The sequence below is a fragment of the Hyphomonas sp. genome (assembly GCF_013823385.1).
In the GTDB taxonomy this organism is placed as follows: domain Bacteria; phylum Pseudomonadota; class Alphaproteobacteria; order Caulobacterales; family Hyphomonadaceae; genus Hyphomonas.
This window is the reverse complement of sequence record NZ_PNMA01000009.1, coordinates 57,832-79,092: the sequence shown is the minus strand read 5'-3', so window position 1 is coordinate 79,092 and position 21,261 is coordinate 57,832. Positions and strand designations below refer to the sequence as shown.

The following is a 21,261-nucleotide window of genomic DNA, read 5'->3' as shown; positions in this document are numbered from 1 at the left end:
CATGCTCCTGCATATTCCGGAAATCCTGAACCCTCAGGAGCTGGCCATACTCCGCACCGCGCTTTCGGCGGCGGATTGGCGCGATGGCGCCGCCACCGCCGGGGCGCAAGCAGCGCGCGTGAAGCAGAACCTGCAACTGCCCGCCGACGCCCCCGAAGCAAGGGCAATGGGCGAACTGGTGAAGGCGGCGCTGCTGCGCCATCCGCTGTTCCAGTCTGCCGCCCTGCCCCATACCGTGCTGACGCCGCGCTTCAACCGCTATGAAGGCGGCGGGCATTACGGCAATCATGTCGACAGCGCGATCCATACCGACCCCTACACAGGCATCAGTGTACGCACGGATGTTTCGACTACTGTCTTTCTGAATGATCCTGATGCGTATGATGGGGGCGAGTTGATCGTCGAGGACACTTATGGCGTTCATGAGGTGAAGTTGCCCGCCGGTGATGCCATCCTCTACCCCTCCACCAGCCTGCACCGGGTTGAGCCGGTCACGCGCGGCACGCGGCTGGCCTCTTTCCTCTGGACGCAGAGCCGGGTGCGCGATGATGCCCGCCGGGGCATGCTGTTCCAGCTGGACATGACCATCCTTTCCCTGCGGGGAAAGATCGCTGATGCGCCGGAAGTGGTGGCGCTGACGGGCCATTACCACAATCTTGTGCGCCAATGGGCAGAAGCATGAGCGCTGGCATCCCCCTTGCGGCGATCCCGCCCGACATCGTCAGCGCGGGCGATTATGAGCGGTATGCGGAGAAAATTCTCGATCCGTGCATCTGGGCCTATCTGGCCGGCGGGGCGGGCGACGAGATCACGCTGCGCGCCAATCGCGCGGCGCTGGACGCCCTGATGATGACGCCGCGCGTGCTGGCCGATGTGGCCGGTGGGCATACGCGCCTGACGCTGGCAGGCGAGGCGCTGTCACACCCCTTCCTTCTGGCGCCGGTTGGCTGGCAGCAGCTGTTTCATCCGCAGGGGGAGCTTGCAAGTGCCCAGGCGGCCCGCCTGATGGACGCGCCCTTTGCCGTCTCCTGCATGGCGACAGAAACCGTCGAGGCGATTGCCGGGCAAGGCGGACCGGTCTGGCTTCAGCTATACATGCAGCCAACGCGGGCGGAAACCGAGGCACTGGTGCGCCGGGCCGAAGCGGCCGGCTGCCGCGCGCTGCTGGTGACGGTGGACGCGCCGATTGGCGGCATCCGCAACCGGGCCCAGCGCGCGGGCTTTGCCCTGCCGCCCGGCATGGTAGCGGCAAACCTGCCGCCCGAGACTCCGCCGCCCGCGCTGAAACCCGGGGAAAGCCCCGTGTTTGACGCCATGATGCGGGCCGCGCCGGGGTGGGCCGATATAGAGTGGCTGACGCGGCTGACCCACCTGCCCGTATTCGTGAAGGGTATTCTGCAGGCGGATGATGCCGCCCGCGCCATGGATGCCGGGGCGGCGGGCGTGGTGGTGTCCAATCATGGCGGCCGCGTGCTCGATGGCGCGCCCGCCGCGATCACCGCCCTGCCCGCGATTGCCCAGCGCCTGAAGGGAGCCGCGCCGATCCTTTTTGATAGCGGCATCCGGCGCGGCAGCGATGCCTTCAAGGCCATCGCGCTGGGCGCAGACGCGGTAATGATCGGGCGGCCCTATATCTGGGCGCTCAGCGTGGCAGGTGCCCTCGGCGTCGCCCACCTCCTGCGCACGCTGCGCGAGGAGCTGGAAATCACCATGGCGCTGATGGGCTGCCGGACGCTGGCGGACATCCGCCAGGCCGATCTGCACCGCCCTTAGGGAATCAGGACAGCCTTCACGCACTCGCCATGATGCTGGGCGGCGATGGCCTCGCTGATCTCGCTGAGGCGGTATTTCTTCACCAGCTTGTCAAACGGCAGGCGGCCTGCCTTGAAGTGTTCGATCAGTTCCGGGATGAATTCATCAGGGTCCGAATCGCCCTCGATGATGCCCTTCACCGCCTGCCCGAACGTCATGACGGTATTCACATCCCCCGGCATCGGCGTGCCCGGCGCGCTGACCCCGACAAGGCCGAGGGTGGCTTTCGACCCAAGGCAGGCAAGCGCAGCCGCCTGAACTGCCGGAATACCGGTCGTATCCAGCGCATTGTCCACCCCCATCGGCGCAATTGCGCGCACGGCCGCAGGCACGTCCGCTGTGGCGGCGGGATCGATGCAATGCGTTGCGCCGAGTTCCAGCGCCAGCTGGCGGCGCGACTCCATCGGCTCAACCAGGATGATAATGGCGCAGCCCTGGATCTTCGCGCCCATCACGGCGCTGAGGCCCACCGAGCCGCCGCCAGTGACGAGGAAGGCTGAGCCCTTCTTCGCGGCGAGCGAGCGCATCACGGCGCCGGCCCCGGTCTGGATGCCGCAGCCGAGCGGGCCCATGATCTCCACCGGGAGGGACGGATCGACCTTCACCACATTGCGCTCATAGGTGATGGCATGGCCGGCAAAGCTGGACTGGCCGAAGAAGTTTGACGAGACCGGGCCGGCATCGTTGCTGATCGCCGAGGTGCCATCGGTGCGCCGGCCGGTATAGTTCAGCAGCGGCATGGTGCGGCAGTAGGCAGCGTCGCCCGTGCCACACCGGTCGCACGCGCCGCAGGAGCGGAAGGTGATGAGCACGCTGTCGCCGGCCTTCACCTTGGTCACATCCGCGCCGACCGCTTCGACCACGCCGGAGCCTTCATGGCCAAACACCGCCGGAAAGGGATAGGGCGCCGCGCCGGAACTGAACACCAGATCGGTATGGCAGAGGCCGACACCGAGCACGCGGACGAGAATCTCGTCGGCGCGCGGCGCCTCAATCTCCACGGTTTCATACTTGAAACCGGGCTGTCCGGTATAGGCGACCGCTGCCTGGGTTTTCATCTTTCTCTCCGGTGATTAGCTGCACGCAACGCTATAAGCGCGGTGGATGACCGTCAACCGGAGCGCCAGCTTTCCCTGCCGTGAACGGAGGAATTATCTGCCCGACACCGCCACCGCGGATTTCCGCGAGGAAGCGGCTTCCTGGCCGGTGCCATAGGCGGCGCGGATGATCTGGTGAAGTTCCTTGCGGGCCTTCTTCAGATTGAAGCTTGGCTCGATCAGATATTGCGACGAAATGCCGATCAGCTGCGTGCCGATGAGGCGCGCGGCCATTTCGACATTCACATCCTTGCGGATGGACCCGTCCTCGCGGCCGAGGCGGATGATGCGCATGAGCTCTGTGGCCGAGCGCTGGTGGGAGCCGACGAACTGCCCGCGCATGTCGGACATGGCCGCGATGGCCTCGCTCATCAGGATGAAATAGGCCTTCATCTCCGGCGTCTTGTCGAGCGCGGCGATATGCACGTCGCAATAGAGCAGCAGCGCGTCCAGACCCGCCAGAGAATCGAGATCCTGACGGCGGCGGCGTTCCGACATTACTTCGTGCAGATGGTTGATGACCGCCTCCAGCAGGCCGCTCTTGGACCCGAACTTCTGGAAGGCCAGATTGCGGCTGTATCCGGCCCGCAGACCGATATTGTCAAATGTGAGTGCTGAGACGCCCTGCTCGGAGGCTAGCTCCAGGCAGGCATTGATGAGTTTGTCCGACGACTGCTGCCGGCGCTCGTGCTGTTTCATTATCTCCCCCGAGATTCAGGGTCAGCTTTTTTGGGCTGCCCGTTTATTTTTTGTACGCATCGGGAACATTGATGCGTGTTTGCCACAGCCTGTCAAATGGATGACAGGACCGCTGGAAAATGCGGCGCTGCACAAAGCGTGCAGCGCGCCAGTTTCGGGGAGGAAACAAGGCGCCTCATTGTGCGCCTGCGTAATAAAGTTGGCCGCGGCGAAAGCGGTTTCTTCCGCCGCGGCAGAGGGAATGGGATCAGAAGGTCTTGCGGACGGCCACACCGAAGGTACGCGGCGCGGCGACATAGCCGTTCCGGTCGGTGTCCTGGATCGGCGTGTTGAAGTGCTGCATCACATAGCGCTCATCGAACGCATTGCGGATGAAGGCGGAGACCGAAAGCCCGGAGTCAAATGTGAGCCCGAGATTGCCGTTCACCAACGTGACCGCATCTTCCTTCAGGTTTGACGCGGTGTTGGTGTACCGGTCACCCATATACTGGACCTGCAGGAGTCCCGTCAGCGCCTTGCCACCGGAGAGTTCATAGTTCAGGTTCAGTGAGGTGTTTGCCGAGAGTTCCGGGGCGTTGGGGAAGCGGCGGCCGGAGAGAACGCCGATGCCGGCATCTTCGCCATAGCTTGCTTCCGGCAGCCAGGTGGCCGACGCATTCCAGGTCAGATAGTCGTTGAGCGCCTGGGTATGCTCGAACTCTGCGCCGTAGGATTCCGCTTTCGGCGAGTTCAGGATGGTGAAGATCAGCCCGAGGAACTGAGCCACCTGAAGGTCCTGAATGTCGTTATAGAAGACCGCGACGTTGGTACGGGCTGCGCCGTTCATCCAGTCCACCTTGGCGCCGATTTCATAGGCGTCGATGGTTTCGGGCGCGAACACCGGATCAGCTGACGAGCCGGTATCCAGCGGGTTGAGCGAGCTGCCCGGAACGCCGGCGCCGCTGGCATCGACATTGACGCCGCCGGCCTTGTAGCCGCGGTTGTAGCTTGCGTAATACATAACGTCCGAGTTCAGACGGTATTGCAGGCTGAGCGTGCCGGAGATGGCCTCGTCGGAGAACTTGCGGGCATATTCCGGGCCAGGGCCGGAGCCGGCAATGGCGAAGGGATCGAACACCGGATCACGGAAGAGATCGTAGTTGAACGAACCGGTCTTGTCGTCTTCGGAGTACCGCAGGCCCGTGATCAGGTTGACTTTCTCGGTGAGGGCAAAATCCCAGTGCGTGAAGAGCGCGAGGGATTCAGCCTTGCCGATGAGCACTTCGCGCGCCCATTCGCCAGGGGCCGCATTGATGATGGCCGAGGGCACGCCCTGCGCGCCCAGAAGCGTGTTCCAGAAAGCCTGAGCCTGCGTGCCGTGCGACAGGTTGCGGCCCATGTCCAGTTCTTCATCGGAGTAGAAGACGCCGAACAGATAGTTGGCATTCACCGTGCCGGAGAGTTCACCGCCATAGGTGAATTCCTGCGAGAAGAACTGCGAATTGAATAGCTCGTTGATGTTCAGGATGTCTGCGCCGGTGAAGTCTGCGTCGGCGGTCTGAACGGTGTCATACTCGCGCAGCGCAGTGACCGATTTCAGCGTGCCGGGGCCGACATCCCAATCCACCAGTAGCGCAATGCCCTTGTCTTCGACCTTGTTGGAGGTCGGCGTATTGATGCTGGCCTGATAGTCCTTGATGTTGCTGGACGGAACGGCAAGGCCGTTTGCCAGGGTGAGCGCGTTGATCAGCGGCGTCAGCGGGCCATCCACAACGTTGACGGTGGCATAGCCCACTTCGTCATCCTGCTTGGAATAGTCCGCGATCAGCTTCAGCGAGAGGGAGTCGGTCGGCTCCCACAGGGCGCTGATCTTGAACGAGTCCATATTCTGGTCGCCCTCGCTCTTGCCAGCGGGGCTCTCAAGGAAACCGTCCTGCTCCGAATGGCTGGCCGCAACGCGCAGCGCAAACGTGTCCGACACAGGAATGTTCACAGCGCCCGAAACGTCGAACGCATTATAGTTGCCATAGCTGGCCGAGACGAAGCCGGAGACTTCATCAAGATTGGGCGCAGCCGAATTGAGCAGCAGGGCGCCAGCCGACGTGTTCTTGCCGAACAGCGTGCCCTGGGGGCCGCGCAGAACCTGCAGACCATCCATGTCAAGGAAGCTCGACAGGGCCTGGCCGGAACGCGTTCTGTAAACGCCGTCGATGAACACGCCCACGGCGCCTTCAAACACGCGCGACTGACCGGTCGTACCGATGCCGCGGATCTGGATGTTGGAGGAAGCAGCCGGAGAGTTGGTCTTGCTGAACGTGATGCTGGGCGAAACGAGGCTGATATTCTCGATATTCTCCACGCGAAGGGCGGCCATCTGCTCGCCCGTGACAGCGGTGACGGCGAGCGGCACGTCCTGAACGCTCTCTTCGCGGCGTTGCGCGGTCACCGTGACGGTGGACAGGCGGCGATCATTTTCCTGCGCGGCAGGCTCGGCAGCTTCGGGCTCAGCGGGGGTGGTGGCTTCCTGTGCCCAGGCGCCTTCGAGCGCCGCACACCAGACAAGGGCCGTACCGGCCAGAAGCCGCACGTTACGTTTGAATGACAATGTATCCTCCCAGGATGTCTTATTTATCGCCTCTTGGGCCATATAATGTTTGTTGGACATCCATCTATTATTTCTGTCAAGAGCCTACCCGTTCCGGTCGCGCGCCGCAGGAAGCCACGGCAACCTGCCCGGACTCGCGGGCGCCCACCGCCTTCCCCAGCGGCACGCAGGCCCGCTCTCCCGGCGGAGTCTATCTGATAGGGACCCCTGAAATTCTCACACACGCCACCGAAAGCCGCGCCTCGCCAGAAGCTCTACCCAAGCGCTGGGCGACCGATCCGGCGGCAGTTCTCTCCCCACGAGGATTGATCAATCCGTATCGTCTCATGGCGGCACACCCTCCCCCATTTTCGAGCCTTTCATCGCGAAATTCACGACAGGAGGGAAATATACATCCTCCGTGTCATGACTTATTTGTAACGCAATTCTTGCTTAATTTGTGATAACCACGTATACTGACGGTTCCGCGCTGCGAACATAAGCAGATTTTCCACAGGCCCGGCCATCAATCTGGGGATAGGCGCTGGAAAACGGCGCTGCGCGATAGTTCATCGGAGATCATTTTCCTAAGCCTTGGATCACCAAGGAGGTGTGGATTGTGACGTGGTTTATCTCTCTTGTAATGTTCTGGGTCGGGACGAGTTTCGGCTTCGTGCTGGGTGCGTGGTGGGTGGCCGCGCATGCGCGCGAGCGGGAAATGGACGGCCGCTGCTATAGTTCAGATGGTTCGCCTACAGACGGACCACCGCCCTAGAAGCGGAAATCCGGCAGCCATTCTGCGATGTATCCGGCTTTTGCCCGGAGATCCTGATAAGCGTCTTCTGTGGATCTGCTCAGAAAACTGATGCGATCCCCCGGCGCGATCTGGCCAAGCAGATGCCGGTCTGCCCGGATAACCTGCAGGACGTGCAGATAGCCTCCGGTTGTCTGCGCGTCCGGCAGCAGGACAAAGGCGTTTCCCGACGGTGTCAGCTGTACGGCGCCGGTAAACAATGCCGCACTCGGACGATGTCCGCCGCCTTCTGGCCTTGGCCAGTTGCCGGCGAGTTCGAGGCCCGTGCGGTCCATCCGGTGGGTTGTCTGGAAGGTTTCCCGCCAGACAGCGGGCGTCAGCGCCGCAAAGTCCGGACCGGGAACCGCTCTCAGACTGTGGGCCCGCGCCATGTGCGGCCGCAGGGGGGCAGGCGTGGCGAGAGGCGGGGGCTTGTTCGCTGCGCCTGCCCTTTCAATCTGATCACCCGCCCGCAGCGCGCGGCCGGAAAAACCGCCAAACCCGGCAGGCAGAAAGGTCGATGCGCTCCCGAACATCGTCTCGGCGCGAAAGCCGCCCGGTATGGCAAGATATGTCCGCACCCCGGAAGGTGGATGATCAAACGTCAGAACATCACCGCGCCTTGCTTCCAGGGCTTCATGGGCGGGCACAGACATGCCCGACAGCGCAGCCGATAGCGCCGCGCCTGCGAAGGAAAATGCCGTATCCTGATGAAACTCGAAGGCTGCGCCGCCGAAGGTGATTTCAATTGCGGTGGCTTCCGAAGCGTTGCCACAAAGGCGGTTGGCCAGCGCCATGGAGAGCGGATCAGCCGGGCCGCTGGCGGGGATGCCCTGATAGCGCAGGCCCTGGCGGGCGCTGCCCTGAAGGGTGGCCAATGGGCCAGGCTTGAGGACCGTCAGCGCCATGCTCACCGCTCTATCAGCAGCCGGATGCGGACGCCCGCGTCCAGGGTGAAGGGCGTCTCCCGCCGGGCATCGAACAGCGGCTCCGCAATGCGGCCAATGACCGGCCAGCCTGCCGGCCCCGCGAGCGCATAGAGACCCAGCTGGCCGGAAATCATGCCCACCGAACCCGCCGGGACCCTCTGCCGGGGCGTATCGAGGCGCGGCGCAACCAGCGCGGGGTCTACCCCGGCAACATAAGCAAAACCGGCGGTGAAACCCATCATGTCGACAATCAGCGGCGAGGCCGCTATGCGCGCAAGGAAGGCCTCCGGCGTCAGGCCATTTTCTGCAGCGATACGGGCAAGATCCGGCGCGGCGGCGTCGTCCGCCTGCATGTGCAGGGTGATAGTCTGCGCCGGAATGTCCTCTGTCTCCGGAATATCTTCCGCTTGCTGGCGCAACAAGGCCTCCGCCTGGCTGGGAGGGATGGCCAGAGGATCGAATTGAACGGTGACCTCGCCCTTGCCCGGCACCACGTCCACCCATTGCCCCGAAGCGCGCAGCGCCGCCGCCAGCGCGTGGCGCGCCGCGCGCGCCGCCACCTTCACGGCGAGCGCATCATCCCCCACGAAGAATATCTCCGGCGCGTTCATGGGCAGATGGCAATGCCCTGCGCTTCCAGCGCGGCGCGGAGCAAGGCGGCATTCTCCGCCGCGCCCGGCGTGTCGCCATGCAGGCAGAGCGTCTGAACGTGGAGCGGAATGGTTTCGCCAGTGCGCGTGGTGACCTCATGGCGCAGGGCGATGGACAGCGCCTGGGCGCGCTGGGTTTCGGGATCATGAAACACCGCCCCCGGAAGATTGCGCGGGGTGAGGCTGAGATCGGCCTCATAGGCGCGGTCGGCAAAGCCCTCGGCAATATAGGTGAGGCCGCCTGTCCGCGCCGCCCGCTCCATCTCCGAAGCCGGCGGGCCGAGCAGCGCCGGGATGCCCGTCTCCACGCACAGCGCGGCAACCATACCGGCAAGCCCTTCGTCCTTCGCCGCATCATTGTACAGCGCCCCATGCGGCTTGATATGGCGGACCTGCGCGCCGGTCGCCGCCGCGATACGCTGAAGCTCAGACACCTGATCTTTCAGCGAAACGGCAAGCTCCGCCCCAGACATATTGTTCCGGGAACGGCCAAATCCCGCCCGGTCGGGATAAGAGGGATGCGCGCCCGCCAGCACGCCAAACTCCTGCGCCATCTCCAGCGTCTGCGCCATGGACGCCGCATCGCCCGCATGCCCGCCACAGGCGATGCTGCAGCGGGACACAACCCTGAGAATCGCCCGGTCGAGCGCCCTGCCCGCCTCACCCGGAAGCTCGCCAATATCGGCATTGAGACAGATGCGGCGCGTCATGGCCAGATGCCCACCGCGCGCAGGATAAGCCGCAGTCCGAGAAACGCCGCCACGAGGACAACCAGCCCGCCGAGCGCATTGCGCACCGGCCCATTGACATGATCCCCAAGCACCGACTTCCGGTTCATGGTGATCAGCAGGAAGACGGCCACAATGGGCAGCAGCAGACCATTGGCCACCTGCGCCACAAGGATCAGTTGCACCGGCCGGATGCCGAGCAGCGCCACGCTGAGCCCGATCGCCACAATCGTCAGCGCGATGCCCTTGAACAGCCAGCCCGATTTTGGCCGGCCTGTCACTTCGCACACGGCATAGGCGGTGGCGAGCGGCGCCGTGATGGCGGAGGAAAGCCCCGCCGCGCAGAGGCCCGCGCCAACCAGGATGCGCGCGGCCGGGCCATAGGCCGGCTCCAGCGCCAAGGCCATGTCCGCCCCGCTGCTGATGACCAGCCCGGCACCAAAAAGGCTTGCGGCCGCCGTGCTCAGCACAAGGATGGATATGAGCCCGCCGAGACCAACGGAGACGCGCGTATCGGCAATCGCGGCGGCAAGGCCTGCCTCGGTATTCTCCTTCCAGCGCTCACGCACGGCGGCGGCGTGGAGGAAGAGGTTATACGGCACAATCGTCGTGCCGATCAGCGCCATGGCCGTCAGCAGGCTGCCATCTGGCAGCTGCGGGCGCAGCCCCCCCAGCATCGCGCCAAGGTCAGGCCGCACCAGCACGAGGCTGGCCGCAAAGGCGAGGCTCATGAGGATGACAAGTCCAATGAGGAACCGCTCCAGCGTCTTGTAACGCCCGAGCAGCAGCACAAGCGCCGCTATGAGTCCGGTGGCGAGGGCAGCGATCCGCTGCACACCGTCCCCCTCTCCGAGGATGGCGCGCATGCCCAGCGCGCCGCCCGTAATATTGCCCGCTTCATACGCCGCATTGCCCAGCGCCAGCGCCGCCAGCACAAGGATGATCGCGCCCCATTTCAGCGCCGCTGGCGTGCCGGGCGCCACCAGCGCTTCGCCGAGCCCCGCGCCGCCCAGAATACCAAGGCGCACGGTCATTTCCTGCAGGATGATGGTCGCCAGCGTGGCAAACACCAGCGCCCAGACCAGCGCAAAGCCGAAATTGGCCCCTGCCAGCGTGCAAGCCGTTACCGTACCCGGACCAATGAAGGCAGCCGCTACCAGCGCGCCGGGACCGAAGGAGAGCCGGGCTTTCATTCGGCAGAAATGCCCCGGCGGGTTTCCAGATAGGTGGCAAAGCTCGCCAGCCAGTGGCTGCCGGCATAGTGCTCTTCGCTGACGGCGGCCACGCCGCTTTCCTTATGCACCGCCGCCGAGGCGAGCAGTGCCGGGCGGCGCGGATCGGCCTCCGGCAGGGCCGCAGCAATCCCCTCCATCGCCCAGGCCCGGGAAAGGTTCAGGCCATCCAGATGCACCAGCTTGCCATCGGAGGGGTCCAGCACCACGCCCGGCGCCAGCCAGTCCCCGCGCCCATCCTGCGGGATCAGCGGCAGGAAGGCGGTAAGCCAGGCGGCAAAGTCTTCCCGGCGCATGATACGGCGCATCAGGTCGGCCTCCATCAGGCAGGGCGAGAGGAAATCCTCCCCCGAAGGCTCATAGGCGAGCGGGCAGGACACGTCCCCGGCATAGAACTCCAGAGACTTCGCGGCAATCTGTTCACGGAAGGCCGTATTGCCGGTGGCGTCGGCCCAGTCGATCATCAGGCCGAAGGCAAAGGCGGTCTGGTTATGCGTGCCCGCGCGGATGGGATAGACGAGCCTGGGCAACCAGGCGCTGGTATAGTCCGCAATCAGCGTTTCCAGCGGCGCAAGCGTCTCGGCCCAGCCCGCCGCTTCGGGATAGTCCGCCTGGCGCAGCTCCGTCATCAGCTGCAGGAACCAGGCCGTGCCATAGGGGCGCTCGAAGGAGGCCCGGTCGGGCTGCTGGAAATAGGCGACCTCCCCAGCGATGTTCTCCGCCGTGAAGCTCTGCGCCAGCGCCGCCTTGATGGCCTCCGCATAAGGCGTTTGCGGATCGGTATTCAGGATGCGCGCCAGCAGCCAGTGGCCATGCACCGAGGAGTGCCAGTCAAAGCAGCCATAGAAAGCCGGATAGAGCTGGCGCGGCGGGGCAGCATCGGCGGCCGAGTTCAGCACATGGCTGATCTTGTTGGGATATTCCTTGTGGATGCAGGAAAGGGCCAGGCGCGCGAACCGGTCTATCACCACGCCCTCTCTCGGCGGGGGCAGATCGGCGAGCGGGTCTGTCTGCACCTCGGCCTCCTGAGTGGGCACGCCGCCGGGCGCCTGCGGCCCGCACCCTGCCAGCACCAGCAGGCCAAGGCCAGCGGCCAGTATCCCATATCTCATGCCCGGCACTCCCCTGTCCTCTGAGTGTTATCTAGCCGTGATGCGGCCTTCCCGAGGGGTAACAGCAGGCAGCCCGCCGGCGCAAGCGGGCCCGGCGGACGCCGGCCTGCCCACTGGACGTAGCGGAAGCTCAAGATAGCACTATGCAAATAGATTAATCGACCATATCCTGCCGAAAATCATCCAGGCCCCGGCTGACTCAAAAAAAGGATGATTGGGAGGAATACGACAATGAAGAGACCATCTTTGTGGGCAGCCGCAAGCGCGCTGGCCATTGTTGCCGCAGGGCAGGCCATCGCCCAGGAAGACACCGACACCGCCGAAGTGAAGCGCCTGGAACAGGTGACTGTCACCGCCGTAAAGCGCGAGCAGAGCCTCAATGATGTACCTGTCTCCGTCACCGCCTTCACCGAGGAGATGCGCCAGGAACTCGCGCTCGACAGCCTCGCAGACTTTGCCCGCTTCACGCCCAGCCTTGCCTTCTCATCGGGCGACGACCGGGTGTTCATCCGCGGCGTCGGCCGCCAGACCAACACCAACGGCTCTGACCCCGGCGTGGCGACCTATGCCGATGGCATCTATGATTCTTCCACCGGCGCCGTCGGCAAGAGCGACTTCTTCGTCGAGCGCGTCGAGATCCTGCGCGGCCCGCAGGGTACGCTCTATGGCCGCAATTCCATCGGCGGGGCGATCAACGTCATCTCCAAACGCCCCACCGACACTTTCAGCGCCGAAGCACGCGCCGGCATCGCCAACTATCAGACCTATGAAGTCGAAGCCGCCATTTCCGGCCCGCTGACCGACAAGGTCCGCGCCAAGCTCGGCGGCTCGTTCCGCAATCAGGAAGACGGCTATTACAAGAATGTCGCCGGCGGCCCCAGCGAGGGCGGCGCCAATGAAACAACGTATGCGGAATTCCAGCTGGATATGGACCCCGCCGAGGGCTTCTCCCTGTGGCTCAAGGCCGATTATCTCGATGCCTCCCTGCGCAATCGCAGCACCAATCTTGCCTCGCCCTATGATCCCTTCCCCTTCCCGCCGGGCTATCTGACGCCGGGCAACGCCTTCGGCTATTACATGCCGGGCTTCACCCAGGCCGGATCGGCGACCACCAATCCCGGCGCCAGCGACATCCGCAAGTTCAACGCCAACACGCCCACTCGCTCCAATGTGGACGGCAATTACGGCTTTGCCGCCATCGCCACCTGGAGCCTGCCCACCGTCGACATCAAGTATCAGGGCGGCTACCGCACGTTCGACTACAATTCGATCCGTGATGACGACAACACGGACATGATCTCCTACACCTATCCGCTGGACCCGGCCAACATTGCAGCCGGGGAACTCTTCACCGGCGGGCCGAACTGCGCCTGGCTGATCGAGAATATCGGCCCCATCTGCGCCCCGGCCACCGTCTTTCCCGCGCGCACCTTCGGCTATATCGAGGACCGGGCCTATTCCAGCCATGAGATGACTGTTCAGTCCACGGCCGATTCGGATCTGTGGTGGATTGCCGGGGCCTATGCCTACTATGAGGATGCCCACCAGGAATCGCATTTCGGCAATGCGGCCCAACCCCAGATGCTCGCCCCCTTTGGCGCAGCGCCCAATCCCAGCGGCGATTACGTCACTGCGATCTCGGACCTCAACACCAAATCCTACGCGGTGTTCGGCCAGGCCGACTATTCGGTCACTGACACGATCACACTGACGGGCGGCCTGCGCTATTCGCAGGACGAGAAATACGGCTCCGAACAGCTGCGCGTGCTGGGCTATGGCATCATTCCGGGCATCTCGCTCGGCGGCTCGGGCGCCCTGGCGCCGGTGATCGACCTCACGGCGGCCACAGTATCCTATGCCGATGCGCCCGGTGTGGCCAGCAGTGTGGAAATTGATCCGGCCACGGGCCTTGCCCGCCGCCGCCTTGCCCATGACTGGGACGCGCTCTCCGGTGTGGCCGGCATCCAGTGGCAGCCGGATGCGGCCACGAACTACTATGCCCGCTACAGCCGCGGTTACAAATCCGGCGGCTTCAATGCCGGCGGCATCAGCCAGTTCCCGCTGACTGGCAAGGAAACGCTTGATGCCTATGAAGTGGGCCTGAAGAAATCCTTCGGCGATCAGCTGCAACTCAACGCCAGCTATTTCTACTATGCTTACGATGGCCTGCAGGTGCCGCTGGATGTGGTGGAAAATGGCGTGCGCCTCACGCGTTTCTTCAACATTGAGGATTCCCGCGCCCAGGGCGTCGAGCTGGAGGCCATGTGGACGCCTACGGATCAACTGCGCATCCTGGCAAGTTATGCCTATAACGACTCCGAAGTGCGCAGCGCCTGCTGCTTCATCGACGTTGTAGACCCGCTCGGCCTGCAACCGGATGCCCAGCCCGTAGGCCCGATTGATGCCAACGGCAACCAGCCGCAGGACCTCAAAGGCCAGATGCTGCCGCGCACCATTCCCAACAAGGTGGGCCTCAACATCAGCTATGACATCCCGCTCGGGGCAAATGGCGATCTGACCGTATCGGGCAACTATTCCTGGCAGGACGCCACCTATCACGGCGTCTTCAACCGTCCGTATTCGGAGACCGAAGCCTTCGATCAGATAGACCTCATCGGCGTGTGGAAAAGCCCGGCAGACCGATACCGTGTCGTGGGCTACGTCAAGAATGTGTTCGACGAGCAGGGTTATGACGGGGCAACCGGCACGCTGACGGCGATCCCCGCTGGCGGCTCGTCCACAACGCTCTACCTTACCCCGCCGCGCACCTATGGCGTTCAGCTGCAAGTGCGTTTCTGATCCGGCGGCTGGGGGAGTTGTCTGTGGCTGACAAGGCTGGAAAACTGCCCTGGCGGACGAAACTCGTCTACGGCGTTGGAACCATTGCGTTCGGTATCAAGGACCATGGTTTCAACGCCCTCCTGATGATCTATTACAACCAGGTGATGGGCCTCCCGGCCGCCTGGGTTGGCGCCGCGATCATGATTGCCATGGTCGCGGATGCCATTCTCGATCCCGTGGTCGGCCAATGGTCTGACAGCCTGCGGAGCAAATGGGGGCGGCGCCATCCCTTCATGTATGCCTCTGTCCTGCCGGTGGGTATCTTCTATCTTCTCCTCTGGTTCCCGCCTGCTGAGGCCTCCTACACTGTCCTCTTTGCCTATCTGCTGATCCTGACCACCATCACGCGGACCTTCATCGGCATCTATGAAATTCCGTCTACGGCGCTCCTGGCCGAGTTCACCCAGAACTATCACGAGCGCACGGAACTTGTTTCCTACAGGTATTTCTTCGGCGTTGCCGGGGGCATCCTGATGGGCATATTCGTGTTCACGGTCATCTTCTCGCCCGAGGCCGCTTCGGCCGGCGGCCTGCTCGACAGCGCCGGCTATCACACCTATGCCTGGATTGCGGCGCCCCTGATGGCCACTGCCATCTTCGCCTCAAGTCTCGGCACGCACAGCCGCATATCCAGCCTCCTCACTCCCCCGCCGCCTGAGCGCAAACCCTTCCTGCAAACCATCAGGGAGATGTTTGCCACGCTCTTCCACCGCGTGAACGCGCCCATCTTCATCGGCAGCATCTTCGGCTCCATGGCCGGCGGCCTCAACGCGGCGCTCACCATCTACATGCAGACCTATTTCTGGGAGCTGACCAGCGACCAGATCGCGGTGCTCACCTCGGCCGGCCTGCTCGGCGTCGTTCTCGCCCTGGTGATTGCGCTTCCCCTGTCCAGAACCTTCGGCAAGAAATGGACCACGCTGACGCTGTTCGCCGTCACGCTGACCGGCATCGTGGTTCCCGTGCTGTTGCGGCTCGGTGGTCTGTTCCCGGAGAATGGGAACTCTGCCCTGCTGCCCTCGCTGTTCCTCTTCCAGGCGGTGGTGGCCATGTCGGTGGTCGCTGCGGCGATCCTCACAGCCTCGATGATCGCTGACGCCACCGACCAGATTCAGCTTACCACCGGCCGGCAATCCGAAGGCCTCCTGTTTTCGGCCGCCACCTTCATTGGAAAGACCGTGTCGGGAATGGGCGTTCTGGTGTCCGGCCTGCTGCTGACGCTTGTAGGCTTCCCGAATGACGCTAAACCGGGCGCCGTAGACCTCACGACGGTGAATGATCTGGCACTGGCGCTGACAGTGGCAACCTTCATCTTCACTTCGGCGGCCCTCATCATCATGAGTTTTTATCCCGTATCAAAGCAGGATCATGAAAGGGCTGTTGAAACACTGGCGCGCAAAAGGGCCGAACAACTTTGACGCCCCGGCGTTCCATCCTAGACTAACCCGCAGACCACCCTGATCCTGGACAAGAGACTTTCAATGGCCAAAACTCCCAAAACCGAAAAGCCGGAGCCCGTCCAGGGGGCCGGACCGGCAACGGCGGCAGAGGTGAAGTATCCCCGGCGCACAGAGCGGCGCCGGCGCACGCGCGAAAAGATTCTCAACGTCGCCTTCGAACAGTTCAGCAAGACAGGCTTTGCCGCCACCACGATGCAGACCATCGCGGATGAGGCGGACATTCACGTCACCACCCTGTTCATGCATTTCAATTCCAAGAATGACCTCGCCAGCAGCCTGGCCGCCGTCGCGGTCGACACACTGCGCGAACGCGCCTGGGCCGCGCGCGCCAGCAAGGGCTTTTTTGAATTCTTCCGGGAAGAGGCCCTCGCCTATGCCGCCATCCGCCGCAGCGCCCAGCAGTCCGACGCGGCCCTCTGGAACAATCTGCGCCATGACCGGGAACTCGCCTTTGCCTGGACACAGTACGAACACGGACAAAAAGATGTCTATGCGGAATATATCGCCGCAGACTTCAAACTGGACCGCGCCGCCGGCTATCTTGCCGATCTTGCCGCCGCCCTGATGGTGGAATGCCTGATCCTGCCCCACGAAAGATGGGCCACCGCCCCGGGAAAGCGCAAACTGGCCGATGAAATCGAACAGGCCGTGGACCTGGCTGAAAATGCCGCCCGCCAGATGCTGGCCGCCAAGGATGTGACCGGCGCCTGACCCGCGCGGCCAGGCCTGCTTTTTCCGCGAAATTTGCCCCAGTCACCCATGGATATTTTTACAGATTGCGTTCATATATAAAACAGCCCGAGCAATCTGAGGATACTGGCGATCAATGACGGAAGCGCCCTACAAAGCCCCCGCCCTGGAAAAAGGCCTCGATATTCTCGAATGCCTGGCCAGCCTGCGCACGCCGCAATCCATCTCCGATATCGCCCGCAATCTCGGCCGCTCCCGCAGCGAGATTTACCGCATGGTCGTCGTGCTCGAAATGCGCGGCTATGTGGAGCGTACGGACGATCCGGAAAAGCTGCAACTGTCCAACCGCCTGTTCGAAGTCGGCATGCGCTCGCCGCCGAAGATGGACCTGCATGAGGCGGCCCTGCCGGAAATGTCGGCGCTGGCCTCCCGCATGATGCAGTCGATTCAGCTCGCCGTGGTCAGCTCCGATCAGATCGTCGTCATTGCACGGACGGAAAGCCCGGATGATGTCGGCTTCAGCGTCCGCCTCGGCCATCGCCGCTCGATCATGAAATCCGCCTCTGGCCTTGTGCTCTTTGCCTTCGCCTCCCCCGTGCATGAGGCCAAGATGGTGGAAGACCTGAAAGCCGCCGGCGCCACCGCCGCAGAGCTTGAAACCCTCTATGCGCAGACCAGAGACGTGCGCGAGAAGGGCTTTGTCTGCATGCCCTCCCGCATGGTCGATGGCGTGACCGATATCGGCGCGCCGATCTTCGATGCCACCAGCCGCGGCGCCGTCGCCAGCCTCACCGTACCCTTCGTGGTCACCCGCCGCGCCCGCGTCTCGCTGGAAGAGGCGCCCCATCTCGTGGCCGAAACCGCCGCGCGCATCTCCGCCACGCTGGGCCACGCGCCCCGCTAAGGCGAAGAATCAATCGTGATGGAACACTTCTTCCATCGGCGCCCACCACTCGCCCGGCGCGGCTGACTCCAGCGGGCTCTGGCACGGATCGGTCAGCGCCCACCAGCGCCGGGTCTCTGGATCCTCCGCCATCGCCTTCATGTCGGCCTCATAATCGCTGCCGTGATATTCGAACATGCCGACCAGCAGATTCTCCGGCTCGCGCAGGAAGATGCTGTAATTGCGGATATTGCAGGCCGTGATCTGCCGCAGGATCGCGGGCCAGGCATTGGCGTGCAGCGCCTTGTATTCCGAAATCTTTTCCGGCTTCAGCCGGATCATCATCGCCTTGCGCTGCATCATTTCCTCCCGCGTTCCCGCCCTCAGCCTGCCACTTCGCGCCGCCTGACGCGAGGTCATTTAAGGTTCATATACAAACATCCCGCTTGCATATGAAACACTCTTTACCTAACAATCTCCGCAGAGGCCACCCGGCAAGAGGCGGCCGTGAAAAATGATTCCAGGGAGGAAACATGACGCCCCGCTCCGGACGCGCCCCCGCGCCGAAACGCCCGCGCCCCTGCAGCGCCCCGGCCCTGCAGGCCTTCTCCCCCTCCCTGACACACTGGAACCCAAGGCATGATTGAAACCATCGAGGCCCGCGACATCCGTTTTCCCACCTCGCGCGATAGCCATGGCTCTGACGCCATGAATCCGGACCCGGACTATTCCTGCGCCTATGCCACGCTGAAGATGCGCGGCGGCGATCCGGATGGAAACGGCCTCACCTTCACCATCGGCCGGGGGAATGATCTCTGCGTCGCCGCCATTCATGGCCTCGGCAAGCATCTGATCGGCCGCAGCCTCGACGAATTCGAAGCCGATCTCGGCCTTGCCTCGCGCCTCCTGCTGAATGACAGCCAGTATCGCTGGCTCGGCCCGGAAAAGGGCGTGGTCCATCTCGCCGCCGCCGCGCTGAACAATGCCGTCTGGGACGCGCTGGCAAAGCGCGCCGGCAAGCCGCTCTGGCGCTATGTGGCCGATCTCTCGCCGGAGAAGCTCGTCTCCGCCATCGATTTCCGCCACATCGCAGACTTCCTCAGCCGGGAAGAAGCCCTCGCCCGCCTGAGTGCGCAGGCGCCCGGCAAGGCCGCCCGCATCGAACGCCTGCTCAGCGAAGGCTATCCGGCCTACACAACATCCGCCGGCTGGATCGGCTACACTGATGCCCAGATCGTCAGCCTGCTGAAAACCGCCTATGCCGAAGGCTGGCGCCATTTCAAGATCAAGGTCGGCGGCGATCTCGCCACCGATGTGCGCCGCTGCGCCCTCTTCCGCGAAACCCTCGGCAAGGACGTCAAGCTCAGCGTTGACGCCAACCAGGTCTGGAACATCGACCAGGCCGTTGCCGCCATCAAGGCGATTGCCCCTTACGACATCTACTGGGTAGAAGAACCCACCAGCCCGGATGATGTGCTCGGCCACAAGGAAATCGCCCGCCAGGTTGCGCCCATCCAGCTCGCCACCGGCGAACACGCCCATAACAAGGTCATGTTCAAACAATTCCTGCAGGCCCGCGCCATCGGCTTCTGCCAGATCGATTCCTGCCGCCTTGCGGGCGTCAATGAAGTCGTCGCCGTGATGCTGATGGCGGACAAGGCCGGCATCCCCGTCTGCCCCCATGCGGGCGGCGTCGGCCTCTGCGAATATGTGCAACACCTCTCGATGATCGACTATATCTGCATCTCCGGCACGATGGAGGGCCGCGTCATCGAACACGCCGCCCACCTTCACCAGCATTTCCGCAACCCCATCGAAATCCGCGACGGGCGCTATCTTGCCCCGCTCGCGCCGGGCTATTCGGTAGACCTCTGGCCCCAGAGTATGGCCGATCATGAGTTTCCGAATGGCAAGGTCTGGGCGGAGGAGCCCGTCGCCGGATGAGAGCCGCGCCCGCCCCCTTCTCCCTGCCGGATTTCGGCCTCGGCGCTGCGGGGCTCGGCAATCTGTATACGGCGGTTTCTGATGCGCAGGCCAGTCATACACTGACGGCAGCGCAGGCGGCGGGCCTCACCTATATCGACACCGCCCCCTTCTATGGCCACGGCCTCAGCGAGCAGCGCGTCGGCGCCCATCGCTGGGCCGAAGGCGCCCAGCCTTTCCTCTCCACCAAGGTTGGCCGCCGGCTGGAGCCGGCCGCCGGGCGTCCTGTTCCAGACAATGGCTTTGCCGATCCGGCCCCGTTCGTCCCCGTCTTCGATTATTCCGCCCACGGTATCCGAGCCGCCTTTGAGGGCAGCCAGGCCCGCCTCGGCGTCCCGTCGGTCGATGTCCTGCTGCTGCATGATATTGGCGAGATGACGCATGGCGCCGCCCATCCGCAAATCCTGGCGCAGGCCCTGGAAGAATCCCTGCCGGAAATGGCCGCCATGAAATGGGAAGGGCTCACCCGCGCCATCGGCCTCGGCGTCAACGAAATCGATGTCTGCCGGGACGTGCTGGAACATTTCGATCTCGACCTGCTGCTGCTCGCCGGCCGCTACACGCTGCTGGAACATGCCGCCTCCCTCGGCTTCCTCGATGAATGCCACCGCGCAGGCGTTAAAGTCATCATCGGCGGCGCCTTCAATTCCGGCCTCCTCGCCGCCGCGCCGGGGGACGCGCTTCATTATAACTACGCCGCCGCGCCTGGCTGGGCGGTCGAGCGCGCCAACGCCCTTCGGGACGTATGCGGATCATTCGGCGCGTCCCTTCCGGCCGCTGCGCTGCATTTCTGCAAGGCCCATCCGGCGGTCATCTCCGTTGTCCCCGGCGCTCAATCAGCGGCGCAGGTAAACCAGATCGCCAGCTGGATCGGCGAGACGATTGATCCTGCCCTCTGGACCGCGCTGAAAGACAAGGGCCTCATTTCCGCCGAGGCGCCGGTGCCCTGATGGAAAAGATCGACACCCATATGCATGTCTGGCGCCTCGCGCGCGGCGATTATGACTGGATGACGCCAGACCTCGGCGCGATCTATCGTGACTTTGAGATCGACGACGCCTGGCCCGCCGCTCGCGCGGCCGGCATCTCGCGCACCATCCTCGTCCAGGCCGCCGCCACCGCCGCCGAAACGAACTACCTCCTCTCCCTCGCCGAAGCCGACGCGAGGGTTGCCGGCGTCGTCGGCTGGGTGGATTTCGAGGCAGCTGATGCCGCCGCCGAAATCGCCCGCCGCGCAGCTGACCGCCGAATGCTCGGCCTGCGCCCCATGATCGCCGACCTTCCGGACCCGGAATGGATTCTCCGCCCCGCCTTCTCGCCCCTGCTGGAAGCGATGGCCGCGCACGGCCTCGTCTTCGACGGCCATGCCCGCGCCGATCTCATCCCCTTCATGACCCGGCTGGCCGATCGCCACCCCGCCCTGCAGATCGTCCTCAACCATGGCGGCAAACCCCAGATCGCCAGCGGCAATCTCGCCACCTGGCGCACAGACCTTGCCGCCCTCGCCCGGCGCCCCAACGCCGCCTGCAAACTCTCCGGCCTGCTCACCGAAGCCGGGCCCCGCACCAGCGACGACGCCCTCGGTGAGGTGGCCGCCCATATCCGCGACTGTTTCGGGCCGTCCCGCGTGATGTGGGGCAGCGACTGGCCGGTGCTCAATCTGGCCGGAGACTATGCCGGCTGGGCCGCCCAGAGCGCGCGGCTGATAAATCGTTTCTTCCCGGAGCATCAGGATGCCGTCTGGGCAGGCAATGCCCGGCGCATCTATCTCAACCGATCAGGAGCATGA

General features: G+C 63.8%; 19 protein-coding genes. 10 read left to right on the top strand and 9 right to left on the bottom strand.

Translation table 11 applies throughout. From position 1 onward, the window contains the following. The first annotated feature begins 1 nt into the window (after position 1). Both C0456_RS07750 and C0456_RS07745 read left to right on the top strand, forming a co-directional pair. Complete coding sequence (locus C0456_RS07750; protein ID WP_291050283.1) at positions 2–682, top strand: Fe2+-dependent dioxygenase; 681 nt, start codon at positions 2–4, stop codon at positions 680–682. Next, on the top strand, positions 679–1,773 hold the full coding sequence (locus tag C0456_RS07745) for an alpha-hydroxy acid oxidase (RefSeq protein ID WP_291050282.1): 1,095 nt from the start codon (positions 679–681) through the stop codon (positions 1,771–1,773). The genes C0456_RS07750 and C0456_RS07745 overlap by 4 nt, the downstream gene beginning before the upstream one ends. On the opposite strand, the gene C0456_RS07740 is transcribed toward C0456_RS07745, so the two are convergent. The 3 genes from C0456_RS07740 to C0456_RS07730 form a co-directional block, all read right to left on the bottom strand. Beyond that, the gene (locus C0456_RS07740; protein WP_291050280.1) at positions 1,770–2,870 is read right to left on the bottom strand and encodes an NAD(P)-dependent alcohol dehydrogenase; all 1,101 of its coding nucleotides are present in this window, start codon (positions 2,868–2,870) and stop codon (positions 1,770–1,772) included. The two genes, C0456_RS07745 and C0456_RS07740, sit on opposite strands and share 4 nt — an antisense overlap. A gap of 93 nt (positions 2,871–2,963) precedes the next feature. After that, positions 2,964–3,608: a TetR/AcrR family transcriptional regulator gene (locus tag C0456_RS07735; RefSeq protein ID WP_291050278.1), complete on the bottom strand. Its 645-nt coding sequence runs from the start codon at positions 3,606–3,608 to the stop codon at positions 2,964–2,966. Positions 3,609–3,855: 247 nt separating this feature from the next. Then, positions 3,856–6,192: a TonB-dependent receptor gene (locus tag C0456_RS07730; RefSeq protein WP_291050276.1), complete on the bottom strand. Its 2,337-nt coding sequence runs from the start codon at positions 6,190–6,192 to the stop codon at positions 3,856–3,858. Between the two features lie 598 nt (positions 6,193–6,790). On the opposite strand from C0456_RS07730, the gene C0456_RS07725 reads away from it, so the two are divergent. Then, a complete protein-coding gene (locus C0456_RS07725; protein ID WP_291050274.1) occupies positions 6,791–6,946 on the top strand; it encodes a hypothetical protein in 156 nt (51 codons plus the stop codon). Here C0456_RS07725 and C0456_RS07720 read toward each other — a convergent pair. From C0456_RS07720 to C0456_RS07700, 5 genes are read right to left on the bottom strand one after another with little or no spacing between them, the layout of a single operon-like run. Further along, positions 6,943–7,872 carry a biotin-dependent carboxyltransferase family protein gene (locus C0456_RS07720; protein WP_291050272.1) on the bottom strand — a complete coding sequence of 310 codons (930 nt, stop codon included), beginning with the start codon at positions 7,870–7,872 and terminating at the stop codon, positions 6,943–6,945. The genes C0456_RS07725 and C0456_RS07720 overlap by 4 nt on opposite strands. A 2-nt stretch (positions 7,873–7,874) precedes the next feature. Further along, complete coding sequence (locus tag C0456_RS07715; protein WP_291050270.1) at positions 7,875–8,504, bottom strand: carboxyltransferase domain-containing protein; 630 nt, start codon at positions 8,502–8,504, stop codon at positions 7,875–7,877. Further along, positions 8,501–9,253: a 5-oxoprolinase subunit PxpA gene (pxpA, locus tag C0456_RS07710; protein ID WP_291050268.1), complete on the bottom strand. Its 753-nt coding sequence runs from the start codon at positions 9,251–9,253 to the stop codon at positions 8,501–8,503. The genes C0456_RS07715 and pxpA overlap by 4 nt, the downstream gene beginning before the upstream one ends. Continuing rightward, entirely contained in the window at positions 9,250–10,464 is a 1,215-nt protein-coding gene (locus C0456_RS07705; RefSeq protein WP_291050266.1) for an Nramp family divalent metal transporter, read from the bottom strand. The genes pxpA and C0456_RS07705 overlap by 4 nt, the downstream gene beginning before the upstream one ends. Then, complete coding sequence (locus C0456_RS07700; protein WP_291050264.1) at positions 10,461–11,615, bottom strand: DUF2891 domain-containing protein; 1,155 nt, start codon at positions 11,613–11,615, stop codon at positions 10,461–10,463. The genes C0456_RS07705 and C0456_RS07700 overlap by 4 nt, the downstream gene beginning before the upstream one ends. 231 nt (positions 11,616–11,846) lie before the next feature. On the opposite strand from C0456_RS07700, the gene C0456_RS07695 reads away from it, so the two are divergent. The 4 genes from C0456_RS07695 to C0456_RS07680 all read left to right on the top strand — a co-directional run bounded on the left by C0456_RS07695 (position 11,847) and on the right by C0456_RS07680 (position 17,510). Further along, on the top strand, positions 11,847–14,414 hold the full coding sequence (locus C0456_RS07695) for a TonB-dependent receptor (protein WP_291050262.1): 2,568 nt from the start codon (positions 11,847–11,849) through the stop codon (positions 14,412–14,414). A 23-nt stretch (positions 14,415–14,437) separates the two neighbouring features. Then, a complete protein-coding gene (locus C0456_RS07690) occupies positions 14,438–15,874 on the top strand; it encodes an MFS transporter (RefSeq protein WP_291050260.1) in 1,437 nt (478 codons plus the stop codon). A 63-nt stretch (positions 15,875–15,937) separates the two neighbouring features. Further along, positions 15,938–16,627, top strand: coding sequence for a TetR/AcrR family transcriptional regulator (locus C0456_RS07685; RefSeq protein WP_291050258.1), 690 nt, complete (start codon positions 15,938–15,940; stop codon positions 16,625–16,627). 115 nt (positions 16,628–16,742) lie between these two features. Continuing rightward, a complete protein-coding gene (locus C0456_RS07680) occupies positions 16,743–17,510 on the top strand; it encodes an IclR family transcriptional regulator (RefSeq protein WP_291050256.1) in 768 nt (255 codons plus the stop codon). 9 nt (positions 17,511–17,519) lie between these two features. Here C0456_RS07680 and C0456_RS07675 read toward each other — a convergent pair whose 3' ends face one another. Next, a complete protein-coding gene (locus tag C0456_RS07675; RefSeq protein ID WP_367179229.1) occupies positions 17,520–17,849 on the bottom strand; it encodes an L-rhamnose mutarotase in 330 nt (109 codons plus the stop codon). Positions 17,850–18,128: 279 nt separating this feature from the next. Here C0456_RS07675 and C0456_RS07670 point away from each other — a divergent pair, with 279 nt between their 5' ends. The 3 genes from C0456_RS07670 to C0456_RS07660 are packed head-to-tail and all read left to right on the top strand — an operon-like array spanning position 18,129 to position 21,261. Next, positions 18,129–19,433, top strand: a complete 1,305-nt coding sequence (locus tag C0456_RS07670; RefSeq protein WP_291050252.1) for an enolase C-terminal domain-like protein — start codon at positions 18,129–18,131, stop codon at positions 19,431–19,433. After that, a complete protein-coding gene (locus C0456_RS07665) occupies positions 19,430–20,422 on the top strand; it encodes an aldo/keto reductase (protein ID WP_291050250.1) in 993 nt (330 codons plus the stop codon). Before C0456_RS07670 ends, C0456_RS07665 begins: the two co-directional genes overlap by 4 nt. Further along, positions 20,422–21,261 (top strand): amidohydrolase, encoded by an 840-nt coding sequence (locus tag C0456_RS07660; protein WP_291050248.1) that lies wholly within the window; start codon positions 20,422–20,424, stop codon positions 21,259–21,261. Before C0456_RS07665 ends, C0456_RS07660 begins: the two co-directional genes overlap by 1 nt.

Excerpts from the sequence above, each read along its gene's own strand:
- C0456_RS07750 (WP_291050283.1), top strand. The coding sequence starts at position 2 with ATGCTCCTGCATATTCCGGAAATCCTGAACCCTCAGGAGCTGGCCATA.
- C0456_RS07745 (WP_291050282.1), top strand. The coding sequence starts at position 679 with ATGAGCGCTGGCATCCCCCTTGCGGCGATCCCGCCCGACATCGTCAGC.
- C0456_RS07740 (WP_291050280.1), bottom strand. The coding sequence starts at position 2,870 with ATGAAAACCCAGGCAGCGGTCGCCTATACCGGACAGCCCGGTTTCAAG.
- C0456_RS07735 (WP_291050278.1), bottom strand. The coding sequence starts at position 3,608 with ATGAAACAGCACGAGCGCCGGCAGCAGTCGTCGGACAAACTCATCAAT.
- C0456_RS07720 (WP_291050272.1), bottom strand. The coding sequence starts at position 7,872 with ATGGCGCTGACGGTCCTCAAGCCTGGCCCATTGGCCACCCTTCAGGGC.
- C0456_RS07715 (WP_291050270.1), bottom strand. The coding sequence starts at position 8,504 with ATGAACGCGCCGGAGATATTCTTCGTGGGGGATGATGCGCTCGCCGTG.
- pxpA (WP_291050268.1), bottom strand. The coding sequence starts at position 9,253 with ATGACGCGCCGCATCTGTCTCAATGCCGATATTGGCGAGCTTCCGGGT.
- C0456_RS07705 (WP_291050266.1), bottom strand. The coding sequence starts at position 10,464 with ATGAAAGCCCGGCTCTCCTTCGGTCCCGGCGCGCTGGTAGCGGCTGCC.
- C0456_RS07700 (WP_291050264.1), bottom strand. The coding sequence starts at position 11,615 with ATGAGATATGGGATACTGGCCGCTGGCCTTGGCCTGCTGGTGCTGGCA.
- C0456_RS07695 (WP_291050262.1), top strand. The coding sequence starts at position 11,847 with ATGAAGAGACCATCTTTGTGGGCAGCCGCAAGCGCGCTGGCCATTGTT.
- C0456_RS07685 (WP_291050258.1), top strand. The coding sequence starts at position 15,938 with ATGGCCAAAACTCCCAAAACCGAAAAGCCGGAGCCCGTCCAGGGGGCC.
- C0456_RS07680 (WP_291050256.1), top strand. The coding sequence starts at position 16,743 with ATGACGGAAGCGCCCTACAAAGCCCCCGCCCTGGAAAAAGGCCTCGAT.
- C0456_RS07675 (WP_367179229.1), bottom strand. The coding sequence starts at position 17,849 with ATGCAGCGCAAGGCGATGATGATCCGGCTGAAGCCGGAAAAGATTTCG.
- C0456_RS07670 (WP_291050252.1), top strand. The coding sequence starts at position 18,129 with ATGATTGAAACCATCGAGGCCCGCGACATCCGTTTTCCCACCTCGCGC.
- C0456_RS07665 (WP_291050250.1), top strand. The coding sequence starts at position 19,430 with ATGAGAGCCGCGCCCGCCCCCTTCTCCCTGCCGGATTTCGGCCTCGGC.
- C0456_RS07660 (WP_291050248.1), top strand. The coding sequence starts at position 20,422 with ATGGAAAAGATCGACACCCATATGCATGTCTGGCGCCTCGCGCGCGGC.